Origin of the sequence: Rubritepida flocculans DSM 14296 (genome assembly GCF_000425365.1) — a bacterium.
Classification (GTDB): Bacteria; Pseudomonadota; Alphaproteobacteria; order Acetobacterales; family Acetobacteraceae; genus Roseococcus; species Roseococcus flocculans.
Window position 1 is genome coordinate 1 of record NZ_AUDH01000008.1, and the last position, 21,206, is coordinate 21,206.

Here is a 21,206-nt window from a genome sequence, read left to right on the forward strand (position 1 = left end):
CAGGACCGCGACGGCGCCAAACCTCTGCTGCGCGCCTCCCGAGGCCTGTGGTGCTTCGTCGAGACCGTGTTCGCCGATGGTGGATATGCCGGCAAACTCGTCGATTGGGCGAAGCAGAAGGCCAACCTTGCACTCACCATCGTCAAGCGGCCACGCGCACTGCCGCGCTTCGAGCCGCTGCCGCGCCGATGGGTCATCGAGCGCAGCTTCGGATGGCTCATCAAGAACCGCCGCCTCGTCCGCGACTTCGAGCAGCGAACCGATGTCGCCGAAACCCTCATCCGCATCGCCGCCACCGTCACCATGCTCCGCCGCATCCCGTAGCCACCGTCACTTCTCAAACACGCTCTCAGATGCGCCGGCCCTCACCCGAAACGCCCCCGCCACCAGGCGACGAAGCGGCCGAGCCCCTCCTCGAGCGGCGTGGCCGGCCGCCAGCCGAAATCCCGCGCCATGGCCGAGACATCGGCCCAGGTGGCCGGAACATCGCCCTTCTGCATCGGCTCCAGACGCCGGATCGCCGCGACGCCGAGCAGCCGCTCGAGGATCGCGACCATCTCCAGCAGCTCCTCGGGCCGGCTGTTGCCGATGTTGTAGAGGCGCTGGCCGGGCCCCGCCGGCGGGTGGTCCAGCACGGCGAGGATGCCGGCCACCGCGTCGTCCACATAGGTGAAGTCCCGCCGCATGCGGCCCTGGTTGAACAGCCGGATGGGCCGGCCCGCGCACATCGCCTCGGTGAACAGCCAATAGGCCATGTCCGGCCGGCCCCAGGGGCCATAGACGGTGAAGAAGCGCAGCGCCGTCAGGCGCAGCCCGTAGAGGGCGGCGTAGCTGTGCGCCATCAGCTCGCCCGCCGCCTTGGTGGCGGCGTAGAGCGAGGCGGGGCGGTCCACCCGGTCCTCCTCGCGGAAGGCGCCCTCGCGCACGCCATAGACGGAGCTGGTGGAGGCATGCACGCAATGGGCGATGCGCCCCTCCGACCGGCGCACCCCCTCGAGCACGGCGAGCTGGCCCGTGACATTGGCCGCGGTGTAGGCGAAGGGCGCCTCCAGCGACCAGCGCACCCCCGCCTGGGCGCCCAGATGCACCACGCGATCGAGCCCCCGCTCCGCGGCGAAGAGCGCGGCCATCCCCTCCTGGTCCGCGAGGTCGAGGCGGTGCAGCGCGAACTGCCCCGGCCGCGCCCCGGCGGTCAGCGCGGCGATCCGCGCCTCCTTCAGCCGCGGGTCGTAATAGGCGTTGAAGTTGTCGAGGCCGATGACGCGCTCGCCGCGCGCCAGCAGCGCCGCGGCCAGATGCGCGCCAATGAAGCCCGCAACCCCGGTGACGAGAACGTCGCCCAAACCCGCCTCAGCCCCGCCCGACGCCGCGGTAGTCGAGCCCCGCCTCGCGCATCGCGAGCGGATCCCAGGCGTTGCGGCAGTCGAAGATCAGCCGGCCGCGCATGGCGGCCTTCAGCCGCTCGGGCGTGATGGCGCGGAACTCGTTCCACTCCGTCAGCAGCATCACCGCATCCGCCCCTTCGGCGGCGGCGAGCGCATTCCCGGCGTAGGAGACGGCGGCCGGCAGCAGCGGGCGCGCATTGGGCATGGCGACGGGGTCGAAGGCCACCACCTCCACCCCGGCGGAGACGAGGCGCGGCAGGATGGCGAGGGAGGGCGCCTCGCGCATGTCGTCCGTCTCGGGCTTGAAGGCGAGGCCAAGCACCGCCACGCGCTTGCCCGCCGGCGCGCCCAGCAGGGCCAGCATGCGCTCGGCCATGGCGCGCTTGCGCGCCTCGTTCGCGGCGATGGTCGCCTCCACCAGCGTCACCGGCGCGCCGGCGTCGCGCGCGGTGCGCGCCAGGGCGAGCGTGTCCTTGGGGAAGCAGGAACCGCCATAGCCCGGGCCGGGATGGAGGAATTTCCGCCCGATGCGCCCATCGAGGCCCATCCCGCGCGAGACGTCGTGCACATCGGCGCCCACGCGCTCGCACAAATCCGCGATCTCGTTGATGAAGGTGACCTTGGTGGCGAGGAAGGCGTTGGCGGCGTATTTGATCAGCTCCGCCGTCTCGATCGAGGTGGCGATGATCGGCGTCTCGATCAGGTAGAGCGGCCGGTAGAGGCGGCGCAGCACGGCGAAGGCGCGGTCGCTGTCGGCGCCGATCACCACGCGGTCGGGCCGCATGAAGTCGCCGATGGCGCTGCCCTCGCGCAGGAATTCGGGGTTGGAGGCCACGACGATGTCGAGATCGGGCCGCACCCGGGCCACGAGCTCGCGCAGCTTCGCCCCCGTGCCCACCGGCACGGTGGATTTGGTGACGAGCACGAAGGGCGCCTCCGCCTCGCGCGCCGCCTGCTCGGCCGCGGCGAAGACGTAGCTGAGATCGGCATGCCCGTCGCCCCGGCGCGAGGGGGTGCCGACGGCGAGGAACACCGCCGCCGCCTCCCGCAGCGCGGCCTTGAGGTCGGTGGTGAAGGTCAGGCGGCCGTCCTTCACGTTCTCGGCCACCAGCCGGTCGAGCCCGGGCTCGTAGATCGGGATGCGGCCGGCGCTCAGCGCCTCCACCTTCGCCGCATCCGCGTCCACGGCCACCACGTCGGTGCCGAACTCCGCGAAGCAGGCGGCGGAGACGAGCCCCACATAGCCCGCCCCGATGATCGCGATGCGCATGGTTCCTCGCTTCTCCGCGGGAAGGCCCCGGCGGATTCGGTCGCGGCCGCACCATCCCAGCCCCGGCGCGCCCATTCAAGCGCAGGGGCGGTGAATCAGAGGTAGCCGAGGGCGCGCATCTCCGCGCGGAAGAACTCGTCCAGCTCCGCGATCACCTCGGGCGGAAGCTTCTCCCGATGATCCCCGGGGGTGACCTTGCGCACGAAGGCGTGCGGGTTCTCCTCGGCCGGGATCACGTCGGCCCAGCGCAGGATGCCCCTGAGCTGCGGCTCGGGCAGCCGCCAGCCGAAATGCGCGCAGGCATCGAGCAGGAAGGCGCGCTTGTCGAGGATCGCCTGCTCGTAGCGGTAGAGGCGAAGCCCGGGCAGCGAAAGGAAGGGCAGGTACTGCCGCAGCGCCTCGCGGAAGCTGTTCGCGGCGCGCAGGGCATAGGCCGCCACGTCGCTCGACTGGGCGCGGGCGCGCTGGGCCAGCATCTGCGCGCGCGCCTCGCCGGCCGCGGGAACCGAGTGCGAGAAGGCGTTGGAGAAATACTCGCTGACCAGCGCATCCCGCGGGTCCCGTACGAGGAGGACGCTGCGCCCATGGACGAGCTCGGGCGCGTCCAGCAGCAGCGAGGGCGCGTTGCGGAAGCCGCCATAGACATTGCCGCCGCGCAGCAACGAGGCGATGGACGGGTCGCTCCGCCAGCGTTCCACATCCACCCCTTCCTCGAAGAGCCGACCCGCCACATCCACGAAGTTCAGCCCGTTGAAGCGCGCCACCGCGGCCAGCATCGAGTTCATGATCGAGCTGCCGGATTTGCGGATGCCGAAGACGAACACCGGCGGCCGCGCCGGATCGTCCGCGATCTCGAAAGTGACGCCGCAGAAGCGGATCTTCAGCAGCCCGGCCATGCAACCTCCCCCACAGGAGCGAGGCCTGGCCTCCGCCGCCCCTGTCTTCGTCCTTTCATGCCGCCACCCGCCGAGACGCCATGACTGTGGCGGCTCCCCGCCGCATCAGGCCCGAAGGCCGCTGCTCGCCCCGGATCGCCCCCGCCCGGGATGCGCGGCGGGGCCGGCCTGACGCCCGCGCATCCCATTCCATGCAATATTAATACTCCTTCCGCCGGGCGCGATGTCAAACAGCCGCCCCGGCGCGTGCCCAGGCGATGGCCGCATCCGCCAGCGCGGCCACCGTGTCCACCACAGGGAAGGGGGGCGGCGGGCCCGCGGCCATGCCGAGCGGGATTTCCGTGCAGCCCAGCACCACCGCCCGCGCGCCGCGGGCCATCAGCGCCCGCGCCACCGCGGCGAGCGGCGCGTGCGATTCCGCAAGCCGGTTCGCCTTCACCAGCGCGATGGCGGGGCTGACCTGCGCCTCCATCTCCCCGGGGCTCGGCAGCAGGCAGGGGCAGCCCAGCCGCTCCTGATAGAGGCCGCTCGCCAGCGTCGCCGCCGTGCCCATCAGCCCCACCGGGCCCTCCGCCAGCCCTTGGGCGGCGAGCGCGGCGCGCGCCGCGTCCACGATGTGCAGCAGCCGCATGGGGGTGGCGGCCTGCATGGCCTCGAACCAGAGATGGGCGGTGTTGCAGGGAATGGCCACCGCCCCGCAGCCCGCGGCCTCCAGCCCCTCGAGGCCGCGCAGCAGCCAGGGCAGCGGGTCCTCGCCGCCCGCAAGGCGCGCGGCCGTGCGGTCGGGCACGCGCGGGTCGGACCACAGCACGGCGGGGATGTGCTCCTGGTCGCGCGCGGCGGGGGTGCGCAGGGTGAGCTGGCGCATGAACTCCGCCGAGGCGAGCGGCCCCATGCCGCCCAGCACGCCCAGAACCCGCGTCATCGCAGCCCCTCCCAGACGAGCTGCGCGCCCGTCAGCGCCAGCAGCACATGGATGATGCGGTAGAAGAGCCGGTCGCTCACCCGCTCCGCGAGCCAGACGCCGATCCGGATCCCGATCGGCGCGAGCGGCAGCAGCACGAGGCTCGTCAGGATGTTCTGCACCGACAGCGCGCCCAGGAAGAAATAGGGCAGGAGCTTCACGTAGTTCACCGTGGCGAAGAAGGCGACGGTGGTGGCCGCGAGCCGCGCGCGATCCATCCTCAGCGGCAGCAGATAGACCGCAAGCGGCGGGCCGCCCGCATGGGCGATGAAGCTCGTGAAGCCCGAGGCCGCGCCCCAGACATTGCCCTTCAGCGCCGAGCCCGCCGCCGCCGCCACCTTCCCGCCCCCGTATTCCTGCCACAGAGAGCGCGCGATGAAGGCGAGCGTCATCAGCCCGATCATCAGCTTCACCATCGCGTCCGAGAGCAGGCCGAAGACCAGCGTGCCCGCCGCGATGCCGAGCATGGCGCCGGGCAGGGTGCGCGCCAGCTCCGCCCTGTCCCAGCGGCCCCACCAGGCGCGCAGCGCCGAGAGGTCCATGGCGCAGAGCAGCGGCAGCGCGATGCCCGCCGCCTGCGGCGCGGGAATGACGAGCGACATGAGCGGCACGCCCGTGTTCCCCGCCCCCGAGGCGAAGCCGCCCTTGCTGATGCCGGTGAGCAGGAAGGCCGGGACGGCCAGGGCATAGAACCAGGGATCGGTGATCAGCACCCGCAGGGGACTCCGGGGCCCGCCGCGGGGCCGCCCCTCTTCCTAGACCCGCCCGCGCCGCTTTGGAACACGGCCGCCCCTGGCCCCGCCGGCCGCCCTGCTCTACCCAGGCCCCAGAGCATCGCCCCCCCGAGGAGGAGCCCCCGCCCCATGCCCCGCGCCCTCATCACCGGCATCACCGGCCAGGACGGCGCCTATCTCTCCGCCCTGCTGCTCGAGAAGGGCTATGAGGTGTTCGGCCTGCTGCGCCGCTCCGCCTCCTCCGAAGTGGTGGGCGCGCGCCTGCACTGGCTCGGCGTGCAGGACCGTGTGCGGCTGCTCGACGGCAACCTGATGGACCTCTCCTCCCTGCTGCGCGTGATGGAGGAGGTGCAGCCCGACGAGGTGTACAACCTCGCCGCGCAGAGCTTCGTGAAGGCCTCCTGGCAGCAGCCGCTGCTCACCGGCCAGGTCACCGCGCTGGGCGCGAACAACCTGCTCGAGGCGGTGCGGCTGATCCGCCCGCAGGCGCGCTTCTACCAGGCGAGCAGCAGCGAGATGTTCGGCAAGGTCGAGGGCGGGGCGCAGAACGAGCGCACGCCCTTCCACCCGCGCTCGCCCTACGCCGTCTCGAAGCTCTACGCGCACTGGATCACGGTGAACTACCGCGAGAGCTTCGGGCTGCACGCCTCCTCCGGCATCCTGTTCAACCACGAAAGCCCGCTGCGCGGCGTCGAGTTCGTCACGCGCAAGATCACGGACGGGGCGGCGCGGATCCGGCTCGGCCTCGCGCAGACCCTGCCCATGGGCAATCTCGAGGCGCGGCGCGACTGGGGCCATGCGCGCGATTATGTGCGCGCCATGTGGCTCATGCTCCAGCAGCCCGAGCCGGGCGACTTCGTGGTGGCCACCGGGCGCAGCGCCAGCGTGCGCGAGTTCTGCGAGCTCGCCTTCGCCCATGTCGGGCTCGACTGGCGCCGCCATGTGGTGCTCGACCCCGCCTTCCTGCGCCCGGCCGAGGTGGATGTGCTGCAGGGCGATGCGACCCGCGCGCGCGAGGTGCTGGGCTGGCGGCCCGAGACGAGCCTCGAGGAGCTGGTGGCCGAGATGGTGGAGGCCGATCTGCGCCGCCACCGCGACCGGATGCGCTGATGCGCGTGCTGCTGACGGGTGGGGACGGCTTCCTCGGCCGGCATGTCCAGGCGGCGCTCTCCTCCCATGCGCTGACCGTCCCGCCCCGCACCCCCGGGGCCGCGCCGCATTACGCGCTGGAGGAGGAGGGCTGCCTGCCCCCGCTCCTCGCCGCCGCCCGGCCCGAGGCGGTGGTGCACCTCGCGGCCCAGGCCTCGGTCGCCGCCTCCTTCGCCGCGCCGCTCGCCTGCTGGCGGGCCAATCTGCTGGGCACCCTGGCGCTGGCCGAGGCGGTGCGGCGCGAAACACCCGGGGCGCGCTTCCTCTTCGCCTCCTCGGCCGAGGTCTATGGCCTCTCCTTCCAGGCCGGGGCGCCGCTCGCCGAGGACGCGCCGCTCGCCCCGGCCAACCCCTATGCGGCCTCCAAGGCGGCGGCGGATCTCGCGCTCGGCGAGATGGCGCTGCGCGGGCTCGCCGCGCTCAGGCTGCGCTTCTTCAACCTCGCGGGGCCGGGCCAGTCCGAGGGCTTCGTGGTGGCGGACATCTGCCGGCAGATCGCCCGCATCGAGGCGGGACTGGATGCGCCGCCGCTGCGCGTGGGCGCGCTCGACCGCTGGCGGGATTTCCTCGACGTGCGCGACGCGGCGCGGGCGCTGGCCCTGGCGCTCGCGGCCGAATGGCCGCCCGGCCTTGTGCTCAACATCGCCGCCGGCCAGCCGCGGCGCATCGGCGATGTGCTGGAGGCGCTGCTCGCCCGCGCCCGATGCCGGCCGGAGGTGGAGGTGGCCGCCGCGCGGCTGCGCCCCACCGATGTGGCGCGGGTGGCGGGCGATGCGGGCCGGGCCCGCGCCCTGCTCGGCTGGGCGCCCGAAATCCCCTGGGAGCGCACGCTGGACGAGGCGCTGGCGGAGTGGCGGGCCCGCGTCGCGCGCGGGGAGGGGTGAGGGACAGCGCCCCCCCGCCCTGGTAAGCTCCCGCCCATGCTCGACCTCACCGGCCGCCGGGTTCTCGTCCTCGGCGATGTGATGCTGGACCGCTACCTCTATGGCGAGGCCCGCCGCCTCTCGCCCGAGGCCCCGGTGCCCGTGGTGCGCCTCGGCCGCACCGAGGCCATGGCCGGGGGCGCGGGCAATGTGGCGCGCAACGTGGAGGCGCTGGGCGGGCAGGCGCGGCTCGTCGCCCTGGCGGGCGAGGACGCGGCAGGCGAGGAGCTGCGCGCCCTGCTCGGCCCCGCCGGGCGGCTCGTGCAGTCCGCCGCGCGGATCACCACGGTGAAGCTGCGCGTCATCGCCGCGCGCCAGCAGGTGGTGCGGGTGGACGAGGAGCAGCTCCGCCTCGCCGATCCAGACGAGGAGGCCGCGCTGCTCGCCGCGCTGGAGGCGGAGCTGCCCTGGGCCGAGGCGCTGGTGCTCTCCGACTACGCCAAGGGCACGCTCACCCCCTCGCTCATCGCCGCGACCATCGTCGCCGCCCGCGCCCGCGGGCTTCCCTGCCTGGTGGACCCCAAGGGGCGGGATTTCGCCCGCTATGCGGGGGCCGATCTGCTCACGCCCAACGCGGCGGAGCTGGCCGAGGCGGCGGGCCAGCCCGCGGGCACCGACGCCGCCTGCGAGGCCGCCGCCCGCGCCCTGCTCGCCCGGCTCGATGTGCCCGCCATTCTCGCCACGCGCAGCGAGAAGGGGATGATGCTCGTCCCGCGCGAGGGGCCCGCCCTGTCCATCCCCGCCATGGCGCGGGAGGTGTTCGATGTCTCGGGTGCGGGGGATACCGTGATCGCCACCCTCGCGCTGTGCCGGGCCGCCGGGCTCGCCTGGCCCGAGGCGATGCGCGCGGCCAACGCCGCGGCGGGGGTGGTGGTGGGCAAGCTCGGCACCGCCACCTGCTCGGCCGCGGAGCTGGACCACGCGCTGCGCGAGATCGAGGGCGCGACGGGCGAGCTGCTCTCCTGGCCCGCCGCGCGGCGGCTGGTGGAGGGCTGGCGCGCCGAGGGGCTGCGGGTGGGCTTCGCCAATGGCTGCTTCGACCTGCTGCACGCCGGCCATGTGCGGCTGCTGCGCGAGGCGCGCCGGCATTGCGACCGGCTGATCGTCGCGCTGAACGAGGACGCCTCGGTGACGCGCCTCAAGGGCCCGGGCCGGCCGGTGAACCCGCTGGCCGACCGCGCGGCGGTGATCGCGGCGCTGGCCAGCGTGGACGCGGTGGTGGGCTTCGCCGAGGACACGCCGCTCGACTGCATCCTCGCGCTGCGGCCCGATGTGCTGTTCAAGGGGCAGGACTACACGCTCGATCGGGTGGTGGGCGCGGCGGAAGTCGCCTCCTGGGGGGGCGAGACGGTGCTGCTGCCGCTGCTGCCCGGGCGCTCCACCACGGGGCTGCTCGCCCGGGGGCGGGCGGATGGCTAGGGCCGGCCTCGCGGCCTTCCTGCTGCTGCTGGCCCTGGCGCTCGCCGCCCCGGCCGGGGCGCAGCCCGCCTCGGCCTGGGCCGCCGCCCCCGGCCCCGCGCCCGGGCCGGCGCGGGCGATCGGCGGCACGGCGCTGGGCTGCCTGCAGGGCGCGGCGCAGCTTCCCCTCGAGGGGGTGGGCTACCAGGCGGTGCGCATCTCGCGCAACCGCCACTGGGGGCATCCGGAGCTGATCCGCTTCGTGCAGGAGATCGGGCGCGAGGCGCGGCGCCGAGGCTTTCCCGATCTCTGGATCGGCGATCTCGCCCAGCCGCGCGGCGGGCCCATGCCCTGGGGCCATGCCAGCCACCAGACGGGGCTGGATGCGGACATCTGGCTCGACCTCGAGCCCAAGCCCGCCCTCTCCCGCGCCGCGCGGGAGGAGATCCGCGTCGCCTCGCTGGTGCTGCCCGGCGAGACGGGGGTGGATCCCGCGCGCTTCACCCCCCGCCACGCCGCCTTCCTGCGCCTGTTGGCCGAGCGGCCGGAGGTGGACCGGCTGATCGTGAACCACGCCATCAAGCGCAGCCTCTGCGAGGCCCATCGCGGCGAGGCCTGGCTGCGCCGGCTGCGCCCCTGGCGCGGCCATGACAGCCATGTGCATGTGCGGCTGCGCTGCCCGCGGGATTCGCCCGAGTGCCGCGAGGCCAACCCCATCCCGCCCGGCGATGGCTGCGATGCGAGCCTCGACTGGTGGCTCTCGGAGGAGGCGCGCCGCCCGCCTCCGCGCCCGCCCGGGCCCCCGCCCGCGCTGCCCCCCGCCTGCGCGGCGGTGCTGCGCGCGCCCGGGTAGCGGGCGCACCCCCGAGCGGCTAACCAGCCGGGCCATGATCCCCTTCCCGATGATCGACCCGGTGGCGGTGCAGATCGGCCCCATCGGCATCCGCTGGTATGCGCTCGCCTACATCGCGGGCATCGTCATCGGCTGGCGCCTGGCGCGGCGGCTGGTCGAGGCCGCCCCGGCCGCGGGCACGGCGCGCCAGATGGATGATTTCGTCACTTGGGCCACGCTCGGCATCATCCTCGGCGGGCGGCTGGGCTATGTGCTGTTCTACCGGCCGGGCCACTACCTCCAGCACCCGCTGGAGGCGCTGATGCTCTGGCAGGGCGGCATGGCCTTCCATGGCGGGGCGCTGGGCGTGATCCTGGCCGCGCTGTGGTTCTGCCGGCGCGAGGGGCTGAACCCGCTCGCCTTCGGCGACCGCGTGGCGGTGGTGGTGCCCATCGGCCTGTTCTTCGGCCGCCTCGCCAACTTCATCAACGGCGAGCTCTGGGGCCGGCAGACGGATGTGCCCTGGGCCATGGTCTTCCCCGCCGACCCCGCGCAGCTTCCGCGCCACCCGAGCCAGCTCTACCAGGCGGGGCTCGAGGGGATCGCGCTCTTCGCGCTGATGCTGCTGCTCTGGTCGCGCCCGGCCAACCGCGCGCGCGTGGGGCTGCTCACCGGGGCGCTGATCGCGGGCTACGGGGTGGCGCGGCTGGCCGGCGAGTTCTTCCGCCAGCCCGACGCGCATCTGGGCTTCCTGCTGGGCGGCGCGACCATGGGGCAGCTTCTCTCCCTGCCCATGGTCGCCATCGGCGCCGTCCTGATCTGGCGCGCCAGGCCCGCCCCGCGCTGATGGAGCGGCTGGACGCCTTCATGGCGCGCGCCGCCGCGCTCTACTACGCGCAGCGCGCCGGGCTGGGGCGGGACTTCACCACCGCCCCGGAGATGAGCCAGGCCTTCGGCGAGTGCCTGGGCCTGTGGTGCGCCGTCACCTGGCAGGCGATGGGCGCGCCGGCGCGCGTGGTCTGGGCCGAGCTCGGCCCCGGGCGCGGCACGCTGATGGCCGATGCGCTGCGCGCGGTGCGCGAGGTGGCGCCCGGCTTCGCCGCGGCGGCCGAGATCCACCTCGTCGAGACCTCGCCGCTGCTGCGCGAAGCACAGGCCCGGCGCCTCGCCGCCGCCTGGCACGCCCGCTTCGAGGAGATCCCGCCCGGGCCCATGATCCTGCTCGCCAACGAGTTCTTCGACGCCCTGCCCATCCGCCAGTTCGTCAGGCGCGTCGAAGGCTGGCGGGAGCGCTGGGTGGAGGGGGGCCGCTTCGTCGAGCTGCCCTGCGCCCATGCCGGGGAAGCCCCCGAGGGCAGCATCCGCGAATGGGGCGAGGCGGCGGAGGCGCTGGCCGGGGCGATCGGCGCGCGCCTCGCGCGCGAGGGGGGCGCGGCGCTGGTGCTCGACTACGGCCCGGCCGAGAGCGGCTTCGGTGACACGCTCCAGGCGCTGCGCGACAACGCCCCGGCCGACCCGCTCGGCCCGCCCGGCGAGGCGGACCTCACCGCCCATGTGGATTTCGCCGCCCTCGCCCGCGCGGGCCGGGCGGCGGGGGCGGCGACGCATGGGCCGCTGCCCATGGGGCTGTTCCTGCAGCGCCTCGGCCTCATGGCGCGCTCGGCCATGCTGGCCCGGGCCGCGCCGGCCCAGGCGGGCAGCATCCTCGCCGCGGCGCAGCGGCTGGTGGCGGCGGAGGGGATGGGGCGGCTGTTCAAGGCGCTCGCCCTCGCCCACCCTGGGCTTCCCATTCCGGCGGGATTCGAGGGCTGATGGCCGAGTTCCTGACCCACCCCGCGCTGGGCGCGCGGCATGGCTTCTTCACCCGGCGCGGCGGCGTCTCGGCCGGGGCCTACGCCGCGCTGAACTGCGGCCCGCGCAGCGCGGACGACCCCGCCCATGTCGCCGAGAACCGCGCCCGCGCCGCCCGCGCCCTGGGCGCGGCGCCCGAGCGCCTGGTGGGCCTGCGCCAGGTGCATGGGCCCGTGGTGGTGGAGGCCGAACCCGGCTGGTCCGACCCGCCCGAGGCGGATGCGCTGGTGACGAACCGCCCGGGCCTGCTGCTCGGCATCGTCACCGCCGATTGCGCCCCCGTGCTCTTCGCCGACGCCGAGGCCGGCGTGATCGGCGCGGCGCATGCGGGCTGGCGCGGCGCGGTGGCCGGGGTGCTGGAGGCGACGGTCGCGGCCATGGAGCGGCTGGGCGCGCGGCGCGGGCGCATCGCGGCGGTGATCGGCCCCTGCATCGCCCAGGCGAGCTACGAGGTGCGCGCCGATCTGCGCGAGGCGGTGGGCGATGGGCGCTTCTTCGCCCCGGGCCGGGATGCGGCGCATTTCCAGTTCGACCTCGCGGCCTATTGCGCGCACCGCCTGGCCGGCATCGGGCGCGTCGAGGCGCTGGGCCTGGACACGCTGGCCGAGGAGGCGCGCTTCTTCTCGCACCGGCGCCGCACCCTGGCCGGAGGGGGGCCGCTCGGCCACCAGCTCTCGGCCATCATGCTATAGGGGCCGCGCCATGCCCTATCTGATCATGTTCCTGGCGATGATCCTGCTCACCCTGCTGGTGTCCTGTGTCCTTCTCTAGCGTCGGGCGGGCCCTGGCGGGGCTGCTGCTGCTGCTGGCGGCGGGCTGCGAGGGGCTGCCGCAGCCGCACCGGGGCAATCCGGGGGGTGCCGCCCCGCGCCTCGTCATCCCGCTCGCGGTGCGCCTCGCCCTCCTCCCGCCCGAGGCGGCGCTGCTGCCCGAGGCGGAGGCGCGCCGCTTCGCCGCGGCGCTCGCCGAGGCGCTGCAGGCGGGCGAGATCCCCGCCCTGGTGACCGACAGCCCCGCCCCGCTCGACTGGCGGCTCGTCGTGACGGCCGAGCTGCGCGCCGGCCAGGTGACGCCGCGCTACGCCATCGCCAACGCCGATGGCCGCCCCCAGGGCGCGACCGAGGGCCCGCCCATCCCGGCCCGCGCCTGGGCCGAGGGCCGGCCCGAGACGCTCGACCTCGCCGCCCGGCAGGGGGCGGAGCGCGTCTCGCAGCTCCTGCTCACCATCCAGGCCGCGCGGGCGAGCGCGACGGCGGACGCCATCGCCGCCGGCGGGCCGCCCCGCGTGCGGCTGCTGCCGGTGCGCGGCGCGCCGGGCGACGGCAATGCGGCGCTGACCGCGCGGATGCGCGAGTTCCTCACCGGCCTCGGCTATGTGGTGCAGGAGCCGGCCGAGGGCGCCTCCTTCGCCGTCACGGCCGAGGTGCGCGTCGGCCCCGGCGCGCCGCGGCAGGACCGGGTGGAGATCCAGTGGATCGTCTCGCGCCGGGACGGGCAGGAGCTCGGCCGGGTGGTGCAGATCAACGAGGTGCCGGCGGGCCTGCTGCAGCGCTTCTGGGGAGATGTCGCCTATGCCGCGGCGCAGGAGGCGGCGGGCGGCGTGCAGCAGGTGATCCGCAACGCCGGCAGCCCTGCCCGGCCATGAGGGCGCGGGGGCGCGCGTTTACAGCCCGCGGCGCGGCGGCTATCGCTGCGCCGCCGACAGTGTGGGGTGATCCGGCTCGATGAAGATCGTCGCCTGCAACAGCAACCTGCCTCTCGCCCGCGCGGTGGCCGACACGCTGGGCATCCCGCTCACCAAGGCCTCGGTGCGCCGCTTCGCGGACATGGAGGTCTTCGTCGAAATCCAGGAGAACATCCGCGGGGAGGATGTCTTCGTCATCCAGTCCACCAGCTTCCCCGCGAACGACCATCTGATGGAGCTGCTGATCACGCTCGATGCGCTGCGCCGCTCTTCCGCGCGGCGCGTCACGGCGGTGATCCCCTATTTCGGCTATGCGCGGCAGGACCGGAAGTCCGGCCCGCGCACGCCCATCTCGGCGAAGCTGGTGGCGAACCTGATCACCCAGGCCGGGGCCGACCGCGTGCTGACGCTCGACCTGCACGCGGGGCAGATCCAGGGCTTCTTCGACATCCCGGTGGACAATCTCTACGCCGCCCCTCTCTTCTCGCGCGACATCCAGGAGCGCCACGCGGGGCGCGAGCTGATGGTGGTGAGCCCCGACGTGGGGGGCGTGGTGCGCGCCCGCGCCATCGCCCAGCGCCTGCACACCGACCTCGCGATCATCGACAAGCGCCGCCCCCAGGCCGGCGTCTCCGAGGTGATGAACGTGATCGGCGACGTGGAGGGGCGCGACTGCATCATCGTGGACGACATCATCGACAGCGGCGGCACCCATTGCAACGCGGCCGAGGCGCTGATGAAGCACGGCGCGCGCTCGGTGCTCTGCTACGTCACGCACGGCGTCTTCTCGGGCGGCGCGGTGGCGCGCGTGGCGGCCGCGCCCATCGAGATGATGACGGTGACCGACAGCATCGCCGCCACCGAGGCGGTGCAGGCCGCCCCCAACATCCGCCAGCTCCCCATCGCGCCGCTGCTCGCCGAGGCGATGCGCCGCATCAGCGAGGAGAGCTCCGTCTCTTCGCTCTTCTGCTGATCCCCAGGGAAGGAAACGCGCCCCATGAAGCTGCACTACTCGCCCGGCGCCTGCTCGCTCGGCATCCATCTGCTGCTGGAGGAGACGGGCGCGCCCTTCGAGGCGGTGCTGACCAATCTGCGCGAGGGCGCGCAGTTCAGCCCCGAGTTCACCAGCCTCAACCCCAAGTCCAAGGTGCCGACCCTGGTGCGGGACGACGGCTCGGTGCTGACCGAGTTCACCGCCATCGCCTGGTGGATCGCGGCCAGCTTCCCCGCCGCGAAGCTGATGCCCGCCACCACCGAGGGCGTGGCCCGCGCGCTGGAGGCGACGGACTACGCGGTGGCCACCATCCACATGCAGGGCTTCAGCCGCATCTTCCGCCCCGGCAATTTCGCCCCCTCCGAGGCGGATCACGAGGCGGTGAAGGCGCGCGGCATGGAGATCTTCCGGAAGGGCCTCGCGGTGATGGACAAGTGCCTGGAAGGCCGCGACCATGTGGCGGGCGAGTTCAGCTTCGGCGATGCGGGGCTGTTCTACGTGAGCTACTGGGGCGCGGCGCGGCTCAACCTCGAGCTCCCGCGCAACGTGGCGGGGCATTTCGCGCGGATGAAGGCGCGCCCCGCCGTGCAGCGCGCCATGGCCCGCGAGGGGCTGGCCTGAGCATGCCCGCGCGCGGGGTTGGCGGGGCGGCCGCGCGCGAGAAAAGGCCCGCGCGCGGGGTTGGCGGGGCGGTCTTGCGCCGGCCCCGGGGAGGTGGCGCATGAGCCTCAACCCCATCCCCTTCTGGTTCCTCCGCCATGGCGAGACGGACTGGAACGCGCAGGGCCTCTCCCAGGGCACGACGGACATCCCGCTGAACGCGGTGGGCCATGCCCAGGCGCGGCGCGCGGCGCGCAGCCTGGCGGCGGTGGAGATCACGGCCATCATCGCCTCGCCCCTCGCCCGCGCGCGCGTCACCGCCGAGATCGTGGCCGAGGCGCTGCGGCTGCCCGTCCAGCTCGACCCCGAGCTGCGCGAGGTGGAGTTCGGCGTGCAGGAGGGCCAGCCCATGGGCGACTGGTACGACGACTGGATCGCGGGGCATTACACGCCCGAGGGTGCGGAGAGCTTCGCCGCGCTGCGCGCCCGGGCCATCCGCGCCATCAACCGCGCCACCGCCCTGCCGGGCCCCGTGCTCGTGGTGGCGCATGGGGCGCTGTGGCGCGCCTTCCGCCACGCGGCCGGGCTGCCCGCCAATGTCCGCACGCCCAACGCGCTGCCGCTGCGCGCCGAACCGGGCGCGGAGGGCTGGACGCTCACCGCCCTTGAACTCGCCCCGGAGATCTGAGCCATGGCCCGCGCCGAACCCGGCTGGCAGATCGTCCGCGGCGGGCGTCTGGCCGACCCCGCCCAGCGCCGCGCCGCCCCGGCCGACATCCTGATCGAGGACGGGGTGATCCGCGCCGTGGGCGCGGGCCTCGCCGCGCCCGAGGGCGCGCGGGAGCTGGACGCCACGGGCTTTCTGCTCCACCCCGGCCTCGTCAACGCCCATACCCATGGCCATGGCGGGCTCGGCCGCGGCCAGGGCGACCGCTGGACGCTCGAGCTGCTGCTCGCCTCCGCCCCCTGGGTGGGCGGCTCGCGCAGCCTCGCCGACAAGCGGCTCTCGGCGCTGCTCTGCGCGGCGGAGATGGTGCAGAAGGGCTGCACCGCCGCCTATGACCTCTACACCGAGGTGCCGCTGCCCACGCGCGAGGGGCTGGACGCGGTGGCCGACGCCTACGACACGCTCGGCATGCGCGCGGTGGTGGCCCCCATGGTGGCGGACCTCACGCTCTACGAGGCGATCCCCGGGCTGCTCGAGGCGCTGCCCGAGGGGCTGCGGCGCGAGGCGGAGAAGCTCCGCCTCCGCCCCGCGGCCGAGACGCTCGCCGCCATGGAGGAGGCGGCGAAGCACTGGCGCTGGAACGCCGCCGACATCCGCTTCGCCATCGCCCCCACCATTCCGCACCATTGCAGCACGGAGTTCCTCTGCGGCTGCCGCGACCTCGCGCGCGCCCATGGCGTGGGGCTGCACAGCCATGTGGGCGAGAGCAAGGTGCAGGCCGTGGTGGGCATGCAGCGCTACGGCACGACGCTGACGCGCCACATGGACAGGCTGGGCCTGGTCGGGCCCGGCTTCACCGTGGCGCACGGCATCTGGCTCGACGACGAGGATCTGCGCCTGCTGGCCGATCGCGGCGCCTCCATCGCGCACAACCCGGTCTCGAACATGAAGCTCGGCAACGGGATGCTGCGGCTGGCGCGCGCGCTCGAGCTCGGCGTGAACGTGGGCCTGGGCACCGACGGCGTGACCAGCGGCGACAACGGCAACATGTACGAGGCGATGCGCGCCGCCGCCGGCCTCAGCCATGTGCAGACGCCCGACCCGCGCGGCTGGGTGAGCGCGGAGCAGATCTACCGCGCCGCCACGCTGGGCTCCGCCCGCGCGCTGGGCTTCGAGGACATCGGGGCGATCGCGCCGGGGATGAAGGCGGACATCGTCTTCCTCGACCTCGCCGTGCCGCACTGGATTCCGCACAACGGCACGATGAACCAGCTCGTCCACGCCGAGGACGCGACGGCGGTGCGCCATGTGATGATCGGCGGGCGCTTCGTGTTCAAGGACGGGCGGCACACCACCCTCGACCTCGCGCGGCTGGCCATCGAGGCGGAAGCCGCGCGCGAGCGGCTGGAGGCGGCCAACGCCGCGCAGAAGGCGCTGTTCGAGGCGCTGGCGCCCGTCGTCTCCTCCTTCTGCGCGGGTCTTGCGGCGCGGCCCTACCACCTCGGCCGCTACCTCTGCGAGGCGCCGAACAGCGGGGTGTGACCGGCCGGGCCGCGGCACGGGATTTGCTGGCGTTCCGGGTGAACGGACCGTCACCTCCACGCCATCCAAGGGCCCGCCCATGCACCGCCGCACCCTGCTGCCGCTTCTCGCGGCATCCGCCCTGCCCACCGCCGCCCTCCGCGCCAACAGCCCCTGGACGCCGGACCGGCCGATCCGCCTCATCGCCCCCTTCGCCGCCGGGGGTGCGGCCGACATCATCGCGCGCATCGTGGCCGAGGAGCTCTCGCCCCTGCTCGGCCAGCTGGTGGTGGTGGAGAACCGCACCGGCGCGGGCGGGGCGGTGGGCACGGAGTTCGTGGTGCGCGCGCGCCCCGACGGCCACACCCTGCTGATGGCGAGCCAGGCGACGCACGGCATCGTGCCCGTGATCGCGCGCCTCGCCTTCGACCCCGCGACCGACACCACGCCCATCGCCAATGTCGCGGGCGTGCCCGCCGTGCTGGTGGTGAACAACGAGCTGCCCGCGCGCAGCTTCCCCGAGTTCGCGTCGCTGCTGCGCGCGCGGCCGGGCCAGCTCTCCTACGGCTCGGCCGGCATCGGCTCCTCCACGCACATGACCATGGCGCTGCTGCTGCACAAGGCGGGGCTCGATGCGGTGCATGTGCCCTATCGCGGCACCGCGCTGGCGATGCCGGACCTGATCGCGGGGCGGCTCGCGGCGATGACCGACACCATCACCTCCGGCCTGCCCTTCATCCGCGACGGGCGGGTGCGGGCGCTGGGCGTCTCCACCGCGCGGCGGCTCGCGGTGCTGCCCGATGTGCCCGCTCTGGCCGAGTTCGTGCCGGGCTATGAGGTGCTGAACTGGTACGGGCTCTCCGGCCCCGCCGGCCTGCCCGCCCCGGTGGTGGCGACGATCCATGCCGCGGTGCAGACGCTGCTCGCCCGCCCCGCCTTCCGCGAGCGCCTGGCCGCGCAGGGCATGGAGCCGCTGGCGATGAGCAGCGCCGACTACGCCGCCTACATCGCGCGCGACCGCGCGCAGTGGGCGGAGCTGGTGCGGGCCACGGGCATCCGCGCGGAGTGATGCGGGGGGCGTTTCATACCAGCGGCCGCTGATTTCGACTTCTGAAGCGGCGGCGCGGCCGCTGGTATGCCTTTGTGTTGGCGCGCAGCCGCCACACCGGGTCCCATCGAAGCAAAGCTTCGATGGGCGCCCGCCAACCCTGCGCGCGATACGGTCGGCATGTCATGCCGACCGCATCAGGCCGCGATCCGCTCCAGCCGCGCGGGCAGCCCCTGACGGACCGCCGAGCCCGCCACGGGATCCAGCCAGAAACCCGGGCCGAGCCGCCGCGTCGGGTCGAGCACGCCGAGCGCGTTGAGGTTCACCCCCGCGCGCAGCGCCGGCCGCGGCGGCTGGGCCACGCCGTCGATCACATGCCCGCGCGCGCCGAACTCGGTGTGGCCGAACCCATGCTCGATCGCCACCACCCCCTTCATGACGCCGCGCCGGACGATCACCGTGGCCGTCTCCGCGCCGCCGGGCGTGCGGATCCGCACGCGATCCCCGGTCTTGAGGCCGAGCGCCGCCGCGTCCTCCGGATGCACGCCCACCGGATTGTCGGGATGGATGCCGCGCAGCCGGTCGGCGCCGATCACATAGGCGTTCATCAGCACGGATTTCTGGCTGACCAGCAGCAGCGGCCACTCCCGCTCGCCATAGACGGCGCGCATGGGCGTCCCGTCCTGGAAGGCCGCGGGCTGCCAGCGCGGCACGCCGCTGAAGAGGCGTCCCGTGACGGCGCTGCGCGTGGTCCCCGCCAGTTCGTTGTGGATCATCAGCGGCCCGCGGAAGGGATGGCGGAACTTCTCGCCCTGCACCGCGCTCTCCGGCGGCTGGCAGCGCCCGCCGCGCGTCAGCACGAAGGCGACGCGACCGACCTCCTCGGGCTTCAGCGTCTCGTGCAGCAGGGGCATCACGCGCTCCACCCCGGAGAGGCGGAGATCCTCCGCACTCGCCTCCGGCACGGGCGTGCCGGCGAAGGCGATGTTGGCGCCGCCGCGCAGATACCAGTCGGCCGCGCGCTCGAGCGGGTGCAGCCCGCCATCGGCGGCGCGGATGGCGCGCGGCCCGAAGCCGGGCAGGCCGAGCGCCTTGGCGAGGCCGATGAGCAGGCTCTCCATCGCCACCGGCTCGCCGTCCGCGCTGCGCGCGAGCGGCGGCTCCACCGCCGGCCAGCGCGCGGAGGTGGCGCGCGCGGGCACGCCCGCCCAGGGCGAGGTCCAGCCCCAGCTCTCGTAGAGCAGCGTGTCGGGCACCAGGTAGTCGGCCCAGCAGGTGCTCTCGTTGATGAAGGGGTCGATGCCGATCAGCAGGGGCAGCTTGCGCGGGTCGCCCAGCACGCGCTCCGCGAGGCGCGGGAAGCCCGGAATGCCGTAGACCGGGTTGCTGTTCCACAGCACCAGTGCGCCGATCGGATAGGGGTAGCCGCTCTCGATCGCGGTGAAGAACTCGGTGCCGAGCTGCGGCGCGACGGGAAACCAGGGCGCCTCGGCCGGATAGGGGCTGCCCGCGGCGCGCTTGGCCGCGAACTCCGCGCTGCGCTCGTAGGCGAGGTTGTTGCGGCCGAGCATGAGCCCGCGCGGCTGCCGCGCCCCCTCGAAGCCCTGCAGGTCGTAGCGCGGCCCGGCCGCGTTGTCGGGGAACATGCCCCCGCCGAGGAAGGTGCCCCCCCGCCAGCCGAGATTGCCGATGAGCGTGTTCAGCGTCACCAGCGCGAAGGCGTTGGTGAAGCCGTTGCCGGCCATGGTGCCGCCATGCGTCGAGACGGCGGCGCGCTTGCCATGGCTCGTGAACTCGCGCGCGAGGGCGGCGATGGTCTCGGCCGGCACGCCGCAGATCGCCGCATAGTCCTCGAGGCTGTGCTCCATCGCCGCGGCGCGCAGCAGGAACAGCGCGGAGCAGACGCGCAGCCCGCCCACGCGCCGTTCGACGAAGAGCTCGGCGGGCGCGCTGCCCGCGTCATGCGGGCGCAGCTCGCCGCTCGCCGCGTCCTGCACCACGAAGGGATCCTTCGGCCCATGCGCCGGGGCCTCGAAGGGCAGCCCGGCGTCGGAGGCGCGCAGCAGCCGCCCCTCGCGCGCATGGCCGGGCTCGGCGATGACGAGGTGGGTGGCGTTGCTGAAGCTCGGCTCGCCGATCGCATCGGCCGCCGCGGCGTTGGGGGCGGCGAGGTAGCGCGCGTCGAAGCGCCCGTTCTCGAACATCCAGCGCATCATGCCGAGGGCGAGGGCGGCGTCCGTCGCCGGCCGGATCGGAATCCAGCGCCCGCGCTCGCGCGCCGCGGCCGCGTCGCTGTGGCCGAGCACCGGGTCGATCACCACGTAGTCGAGGGCGCCTTCGGCGCGCGCGGCGGCGAGCTGCCAGCCCTGGCGCTTGAAGGGGTTGCCGGCATTGGCCGGCGCCGTGCCGCAGAAGATCACGAACTCCGCGTGCGGCAGATCGGGCTTCGCGTGCGGCATGGTGGACTTGTTGCCGAAGGCGGCGCCGGAGCCCGAGCGGTAGGAACCGCCGCAGTAGCTGCCATGGCCCACGAAGTTCGCGCTGCCGAAGGCCTGGCTGACGAAGCGACGGACGAAGTTCTCGCGCCCGTCATTCACCGAGGAGAGCACGACGAACTGGTTGCGCTTGGGCCCCAGCTCCGGCCGCGCGGGATCGATGGGGTCGTCGGAGGCGAGCGCGCGCAGCCCCGGCACATGGCCCTCGCCGAAGAGGTCGCCGCCCTCCACCACCTCGGCGACGAGCTGCTCGAGCGGGATGCTCTGCCAGCGCCCCGCGCCGCGCGGGCCCACGCGCTTGAGCGCGGTGGTGATGCGGTGCGGGCTCTCGAGCTGGGTCAGCACCGCCGCCCCGCGCCCGCAGGCGGTGGCCCGGCCGGCCAGGCCGCGCTCCTCGTGGCGCGAGGTGGCGAGCAGGCTGTCGCGGATCGAGACCGTCTCCGGCAGGGGCGGATCGGCGGAGAGCGGCGAGTAGGGATTGCCGGTGACGCGCAGCGCCCGGCCGCTGGCGCGGTCCACGCGCACCCGCACGCCGCAGAGCGTGGTGCAGCCGAGGCAGACGCTGTTCGCCACGTATTGCGCGGGATTGGGCTCGACCGCGCCGGTCGCGGGATCCACCACGCATTCGGGGGCGAGGCTGCGGCCGTGGATCTGGGCGCCGCGGGCGGGGCGCGCCAGCGTCTCGGCGACACCCTCCACCACGCGGCGCGCCGTCGCCTCGAAGCCGAGCCCGAAGGCGGCGAGGCCGGCCCCGGCCGCACCCATCCGCAGAGCGTCGCGACGATCCATGCTCAT

20 protein-coding genes are annotated in these 21,206 nt (G+C 74.2%); 14 read left to right on the forward strand and 6 right to left on the reverse strand.

Annotated elements, in window-relative coordinates; genetic code table 11:
• Window positions 1-324 (forward strand): IS5/IS1182 family transposase (locus H596_RS20890; RefSeq protein ID WP_037300751.1); only part of this gene is annotated, 324 nt, incomplete at its 5' end.
• 41 nt (window positions 325-365) lie between these two features.
• Here the strand turns inward: H596_RS20890 and H596_RS0109260 are convergent.
• The 5 genes from H596_RS0109260 to H596_RS0109280 all read right to left on the reverse strand — a co-directional run bounded on the left by H596_RS0109260 (window position 366) and on the right by H596_RS0109280 (window position 5,228).
• Window positions 366-1,343 (reverse strand): NAD-dependent epimerase/dehydratase family protein, encoded by a 978-nt coding sequence (locus H596_RS0109260; RefSeq protein ID WP_027284650.1) that lies wholly within the window; start codon window positions 1,341-1,343, stop codon window positions 366-368.
• A 7-nt stretch (window positions 1,344-1,350) separates the two neighbouring features.
• The gene (locus H596_RS0109265; protein ID WP_027284651.1) at window positions 1,351-2,655 is read right to left on the reverse strand and encodes a UDP-glucose dehydrogenase family protein; all 1,305 of its coding nucleotides are present in this window, start codon (window positions 2,653-2,655) and stop codon (window positions 1,351-1,353) included.
• Window positions 2,656-2,750: 95 nt separating this feature from the next.
• A complete protein-coding gene (locus H596_RS0109270; RefSeq protein ID WP_027284652.1) occupies window positions 2,751-3,551 on the reverse strand; it encodes a sulfotransferase family protein in 801 nt (266 codons plus the stop codon).
• A gap of 226 nt (window positions 3,552-3,777) precedes the next feature.
• The gene (gene cuyB / locus H596_RS0109275) at window positions 3,778-4,476 is read right to left on the reverse strand and encodes a cysteate racemase (protein ID WP_051212711.1); all 699 of its coding nucleotides are present in this window, start codon (window positions 4,474-4,476) and stop codon (window positions 3,778-3,780) included.
• A complete protein-coding gene (locus H596_RS0109280) occupies window positions 4,473-5,228 on the reverse strand; it encodes a sulfite exporter TauE/SafE family protein (RefSeq protein WP_037300754.1) in 756 nt (251 codons plus the stop codon). Before H596_RS0109280 ends, cuyB begins: the two co-directional genes overlap by 4 nt.
• Window positions 5,229-5,378: 150 nt before the next feature.
• On the opposite strand from H596_RS0109280, the gene gmd reads away from it, so the two are divergent.
• The 13 genes from gmd to H596_RS0109345 all read left to right on the forward strand — a co-directional run bounded on the left by gmd (window position 5,379) and on the right by H596_RS0109345 (window position 17,937).
• Window positions 5,379-6,359: a GDP-mannose 4,6-dehydratase gene (gene gmd, locus H596_RS0109285; RefSeq protein WP_027284654.1), complete on the forward strand. Its 981-nt coding sequence runs from the start codon at window positions 5,379-5,381 to the stop codon at window positions 6,357-6,359.
• Window positions 6,359-7,282, forward strand: a complete 924-nt coding sequence (locus H596_RS20895) for a GDP-mannose 4,6-dehydratase (protein WP_037300756.1) — start codon at window positions 6,359-6,361, stop codon at window positions 7,280-7,282. Before gmd ends, H596_RS20895 begins: the two co-directional genes overlap by 1 nt.
• A gap of 36 nt (window positions 7,283-7,318) precedes the next feature.
• Complete coding sequence (rfaE1, locus tag H596_RS0109295) at window positions 7,319-8,740, forward strand: D-glycero-beta-D-manno-heptose-7-phosphate kinase (RefSeq protein ID WP_027284655.1); 1,422 nt, start codon at window positions 7,319-7,321, stop codon at window positions 8,738-8,740.
• Window positions 8,733-9,572, forward strand: a complete 840-nt coding sequence (gene mepA, locus H596_RS0109300; RefSeq protein ID WP_027284656.1) for a penicillin-insensitive murein endopeptidase — start codon at window positions 8,733-8,735, stop codon at window positions 9,570-9,572. The genes rfaE1 and mepA overlap by 8 nt, the downstream gene beginning before the upstream one ends.
• Window positions 9,573-9,606: 34 nt before the next feature.
• Window positions 9,607-10,398 (forward strand): prolipoprotein diacylglyceryl transferase, encoded by a 792-nt coding sequence (lgt, locus tag H596_RS0109305; RefSeq protein ID WP_027284657.1) that lies wholly within the window; start codon window positions 9,607-9,609, stop codon window positions 10,396-10,398.
• Window positions 10,398-11,363, forward strand: coding sequence for a class I SAM-dependent methyltransferase (locus tag H596_RS0109310; RefSeq protein WP_037300757.1), 966 nt, complete (start codon window positions 10,398-10,400; stop codon window positions 11,361-11,363). The genes lgt and H596_RS0109310 overlap by 1 nt, the downstream gene beginning before the upstream one ends.
• Window positions 11,363-12,094 (forward strand): peptidoglycan editing factor PgeF, encoded by a 732-nt coding sequence (pgeF, locus tag H596_RS0109315; RefSeq protein WP_037300758.1) that lies wholly within the window; start codon window positions 11,363-11,365, stop codon window positions 12,092-12,094. Before H596_RS0109310 ends, pgeF begins: the two co-directional genes overlap by 1 nt.
• A gap of 65 nt (window positions 12,095-12,159) precedes the next feature.
• Complete coding sequence (locus H596_RS0109320; protein WP_027284659.1) at window positions 12,160-13,047, forward strand: hypothetical protein; 888 nt, start codon at window positions 12,160-12,162, stop codon at window positions 13,045-13,047.
• Between the two features lie 79 nt (window positions 13,048-13,126).
• Entirely contained in the window at window positions 13,127-14,059 is a 933-nt protein-coding gene (locus H596_RS0109325; RefSeq protein WP_027284660.1) for a ribose-phosphate pyrophosphokinase, read from the forward strand.
• A 24-nt stretch (window positions 14,060-14,083) separates the two neighbouring features.
• Window positions 14,084-14,701, forward strand: coding sequence for a glutathione S-transferase family protein (locus H596_RS0109330; protein WP_027284661.1), 618 nt, complete (start codon window positions 14,084-14,086; stop codon window positions 14,699-14,701).
• A 100-nt stretch (window positions 14,702-14,801) separates the two neighbouring features.
• Window positions 14,802-15,368, forward strand: coding sequence for a histidine phosphatase family protein (locus tag H596_RS0109335; protein WP_027284662.1), 567 nt, complete (start codon window positions 14,802-14,804; stop codon window positions 15,366-15,368).
• Window positions 15,369-15,371: 3 nt separating this feature from the next.
• The gene (locus H596_RS0109340) at window positions 15,372-16,889 is read left to right on the forward strand and encodes an amidohydrolase family protein (protein ID WP_027284663.1); all 1,518 of its coding nucleotides are present in this window, start codon (window positions 15,372-15,374) and stop codon (window positions 16,887-16,889) included.
• 79 nt (window positions 16,890-16,968) lie between these two features.
• Complete coding sequence (locus H596_RS0109345; protein WP_027284664.1) at window positions 16,969-17,937, forward strand: Bug family tripartite tricarboxylate transporter substrate binding protein; 969 nt, start codon at window positions 16,969-16,971, stop codon at window positions 17,935-17,937.
• A 176-nt stretch (window positions 17,938-18,113) separates the two neighbouring features.
• On the opposite strand, the gene H596_RS0109350 is transcribed toward H596_RS0109345, so the two are convergent.
• Entirely contained in the window at window positions 18,114-21,206 is a 3,093-nt protein-coding gene (locus H596_RS0109350; protein ID WP_027284665.1) for a molybdopterin dinucleotide binding domain-containing protein, read from the reverse strand.

Coding starts and splice junctions, on each gene's coding strand:
- H596_RS0109265 (WP_027284651.1), bottom strand. CDS start 2,655: ATGCGCATCGCGATCATCGGGGCGGGCTATGTGGGGCTCGTCTCCGCC.
- H596_RS0109270 (WP_027284652.1), bottom strand. CDS start 3,551: ATGGCCGGGCTGCTGAAGATCCGCTTCTGCGGCGTCACTTTCGAGATC.
- cuyB (WP_051212711.1), bottom strand. CDS start 4,476: ATGACGCGGGTTCTGGGCGTGCTGGGCGGCATGGGGCCGCTCGCCTCG.
- gmd (WP_027284654.1), top strand. CDS start 5,379: ATGCCCCGCGCCCTCATCACCGGCATCACCGGCCAGGACGGCGCCTAT.
- H596_RS20895 (WP_037300756.1), top strand. CDS start 6,359: ATGCGCGTGCTGCTGACGGGTGGGGACGGCTTCCTCGGCCGGCATGTC.
- rfaE1 (WP_027284655.1), top strand. CDS start 7,319: ATGCTCGACCTCACCGGCCGCCGGGTTCTCGTCCTCGGCGATGTGATG.
- mepA (WP_027284656.1), top strand. CDS start 8,733: ATGGCTAGGGCCGGCCTCGCGGCCTTCCTGCTGCTGCTGGCCCTGGCG.
- lgt (WP_027284657.1), top strand. CDS start 9,607: ATGATCCCCTTCCCGATGATCGACCCGGTGGCGGTGCAGATCGGCCCC.
- H596_RS0109310 (WP_037300757.1), top strand. CDS start 10,398: ATGGAGCGGCTGGACGCCTTCATGGCGCGCGCCGCCGCGCTCTACTAC.
- pgeF (WP_037300758.1), top strand. CDS start 11,363: ATGGCCGAGTTCCTGACCCACCCCGCGCTGGGCGCGCGGCATGGCTTC.
- H596_RS0109325 (WP_027284660.1), top strand. CDS start 13,127: ATGAAGATCGTCGCCTGCAACAGCAACCTGCCTCTCGCCCGCGCGGTG.
- H596_RS0109330 (WP_027284661.1), top strand. CDS start 14,084: ATGAAGCTGCACTACTCGCCCGGCGCCTGCTCGCTCGGCATCCATCTG.
- H596_RS0109335 (WP_027284662.1), top strand. CDS start 14,802: ATGAGCCTCAACCCCATCCCCTTCTGGTTCCTCCGCCATGGCGAGACG.
- H596_RS0109340 (WP_027284663.1), top strand. CDS start 15,372: ATGGCCCGCGCCGAACCCGGCTGGCAGATCGTCCGCGGCGGGCGTCTG.
- H596_RS0109345 (WP_027284664.1), top strand. CDS start 16,969: ATGCACCGCCGCACCCTGCTGCCGCTTCTCGCGGCATCCGCCCTGCCC.
- H596_RS0109350 (WP_027284665.1), bottom strand. CDS start 21,206: ATGAGCATGGATCGTCGCGACGCTCTGCGGATGGGTGCGGCCGGGGCC.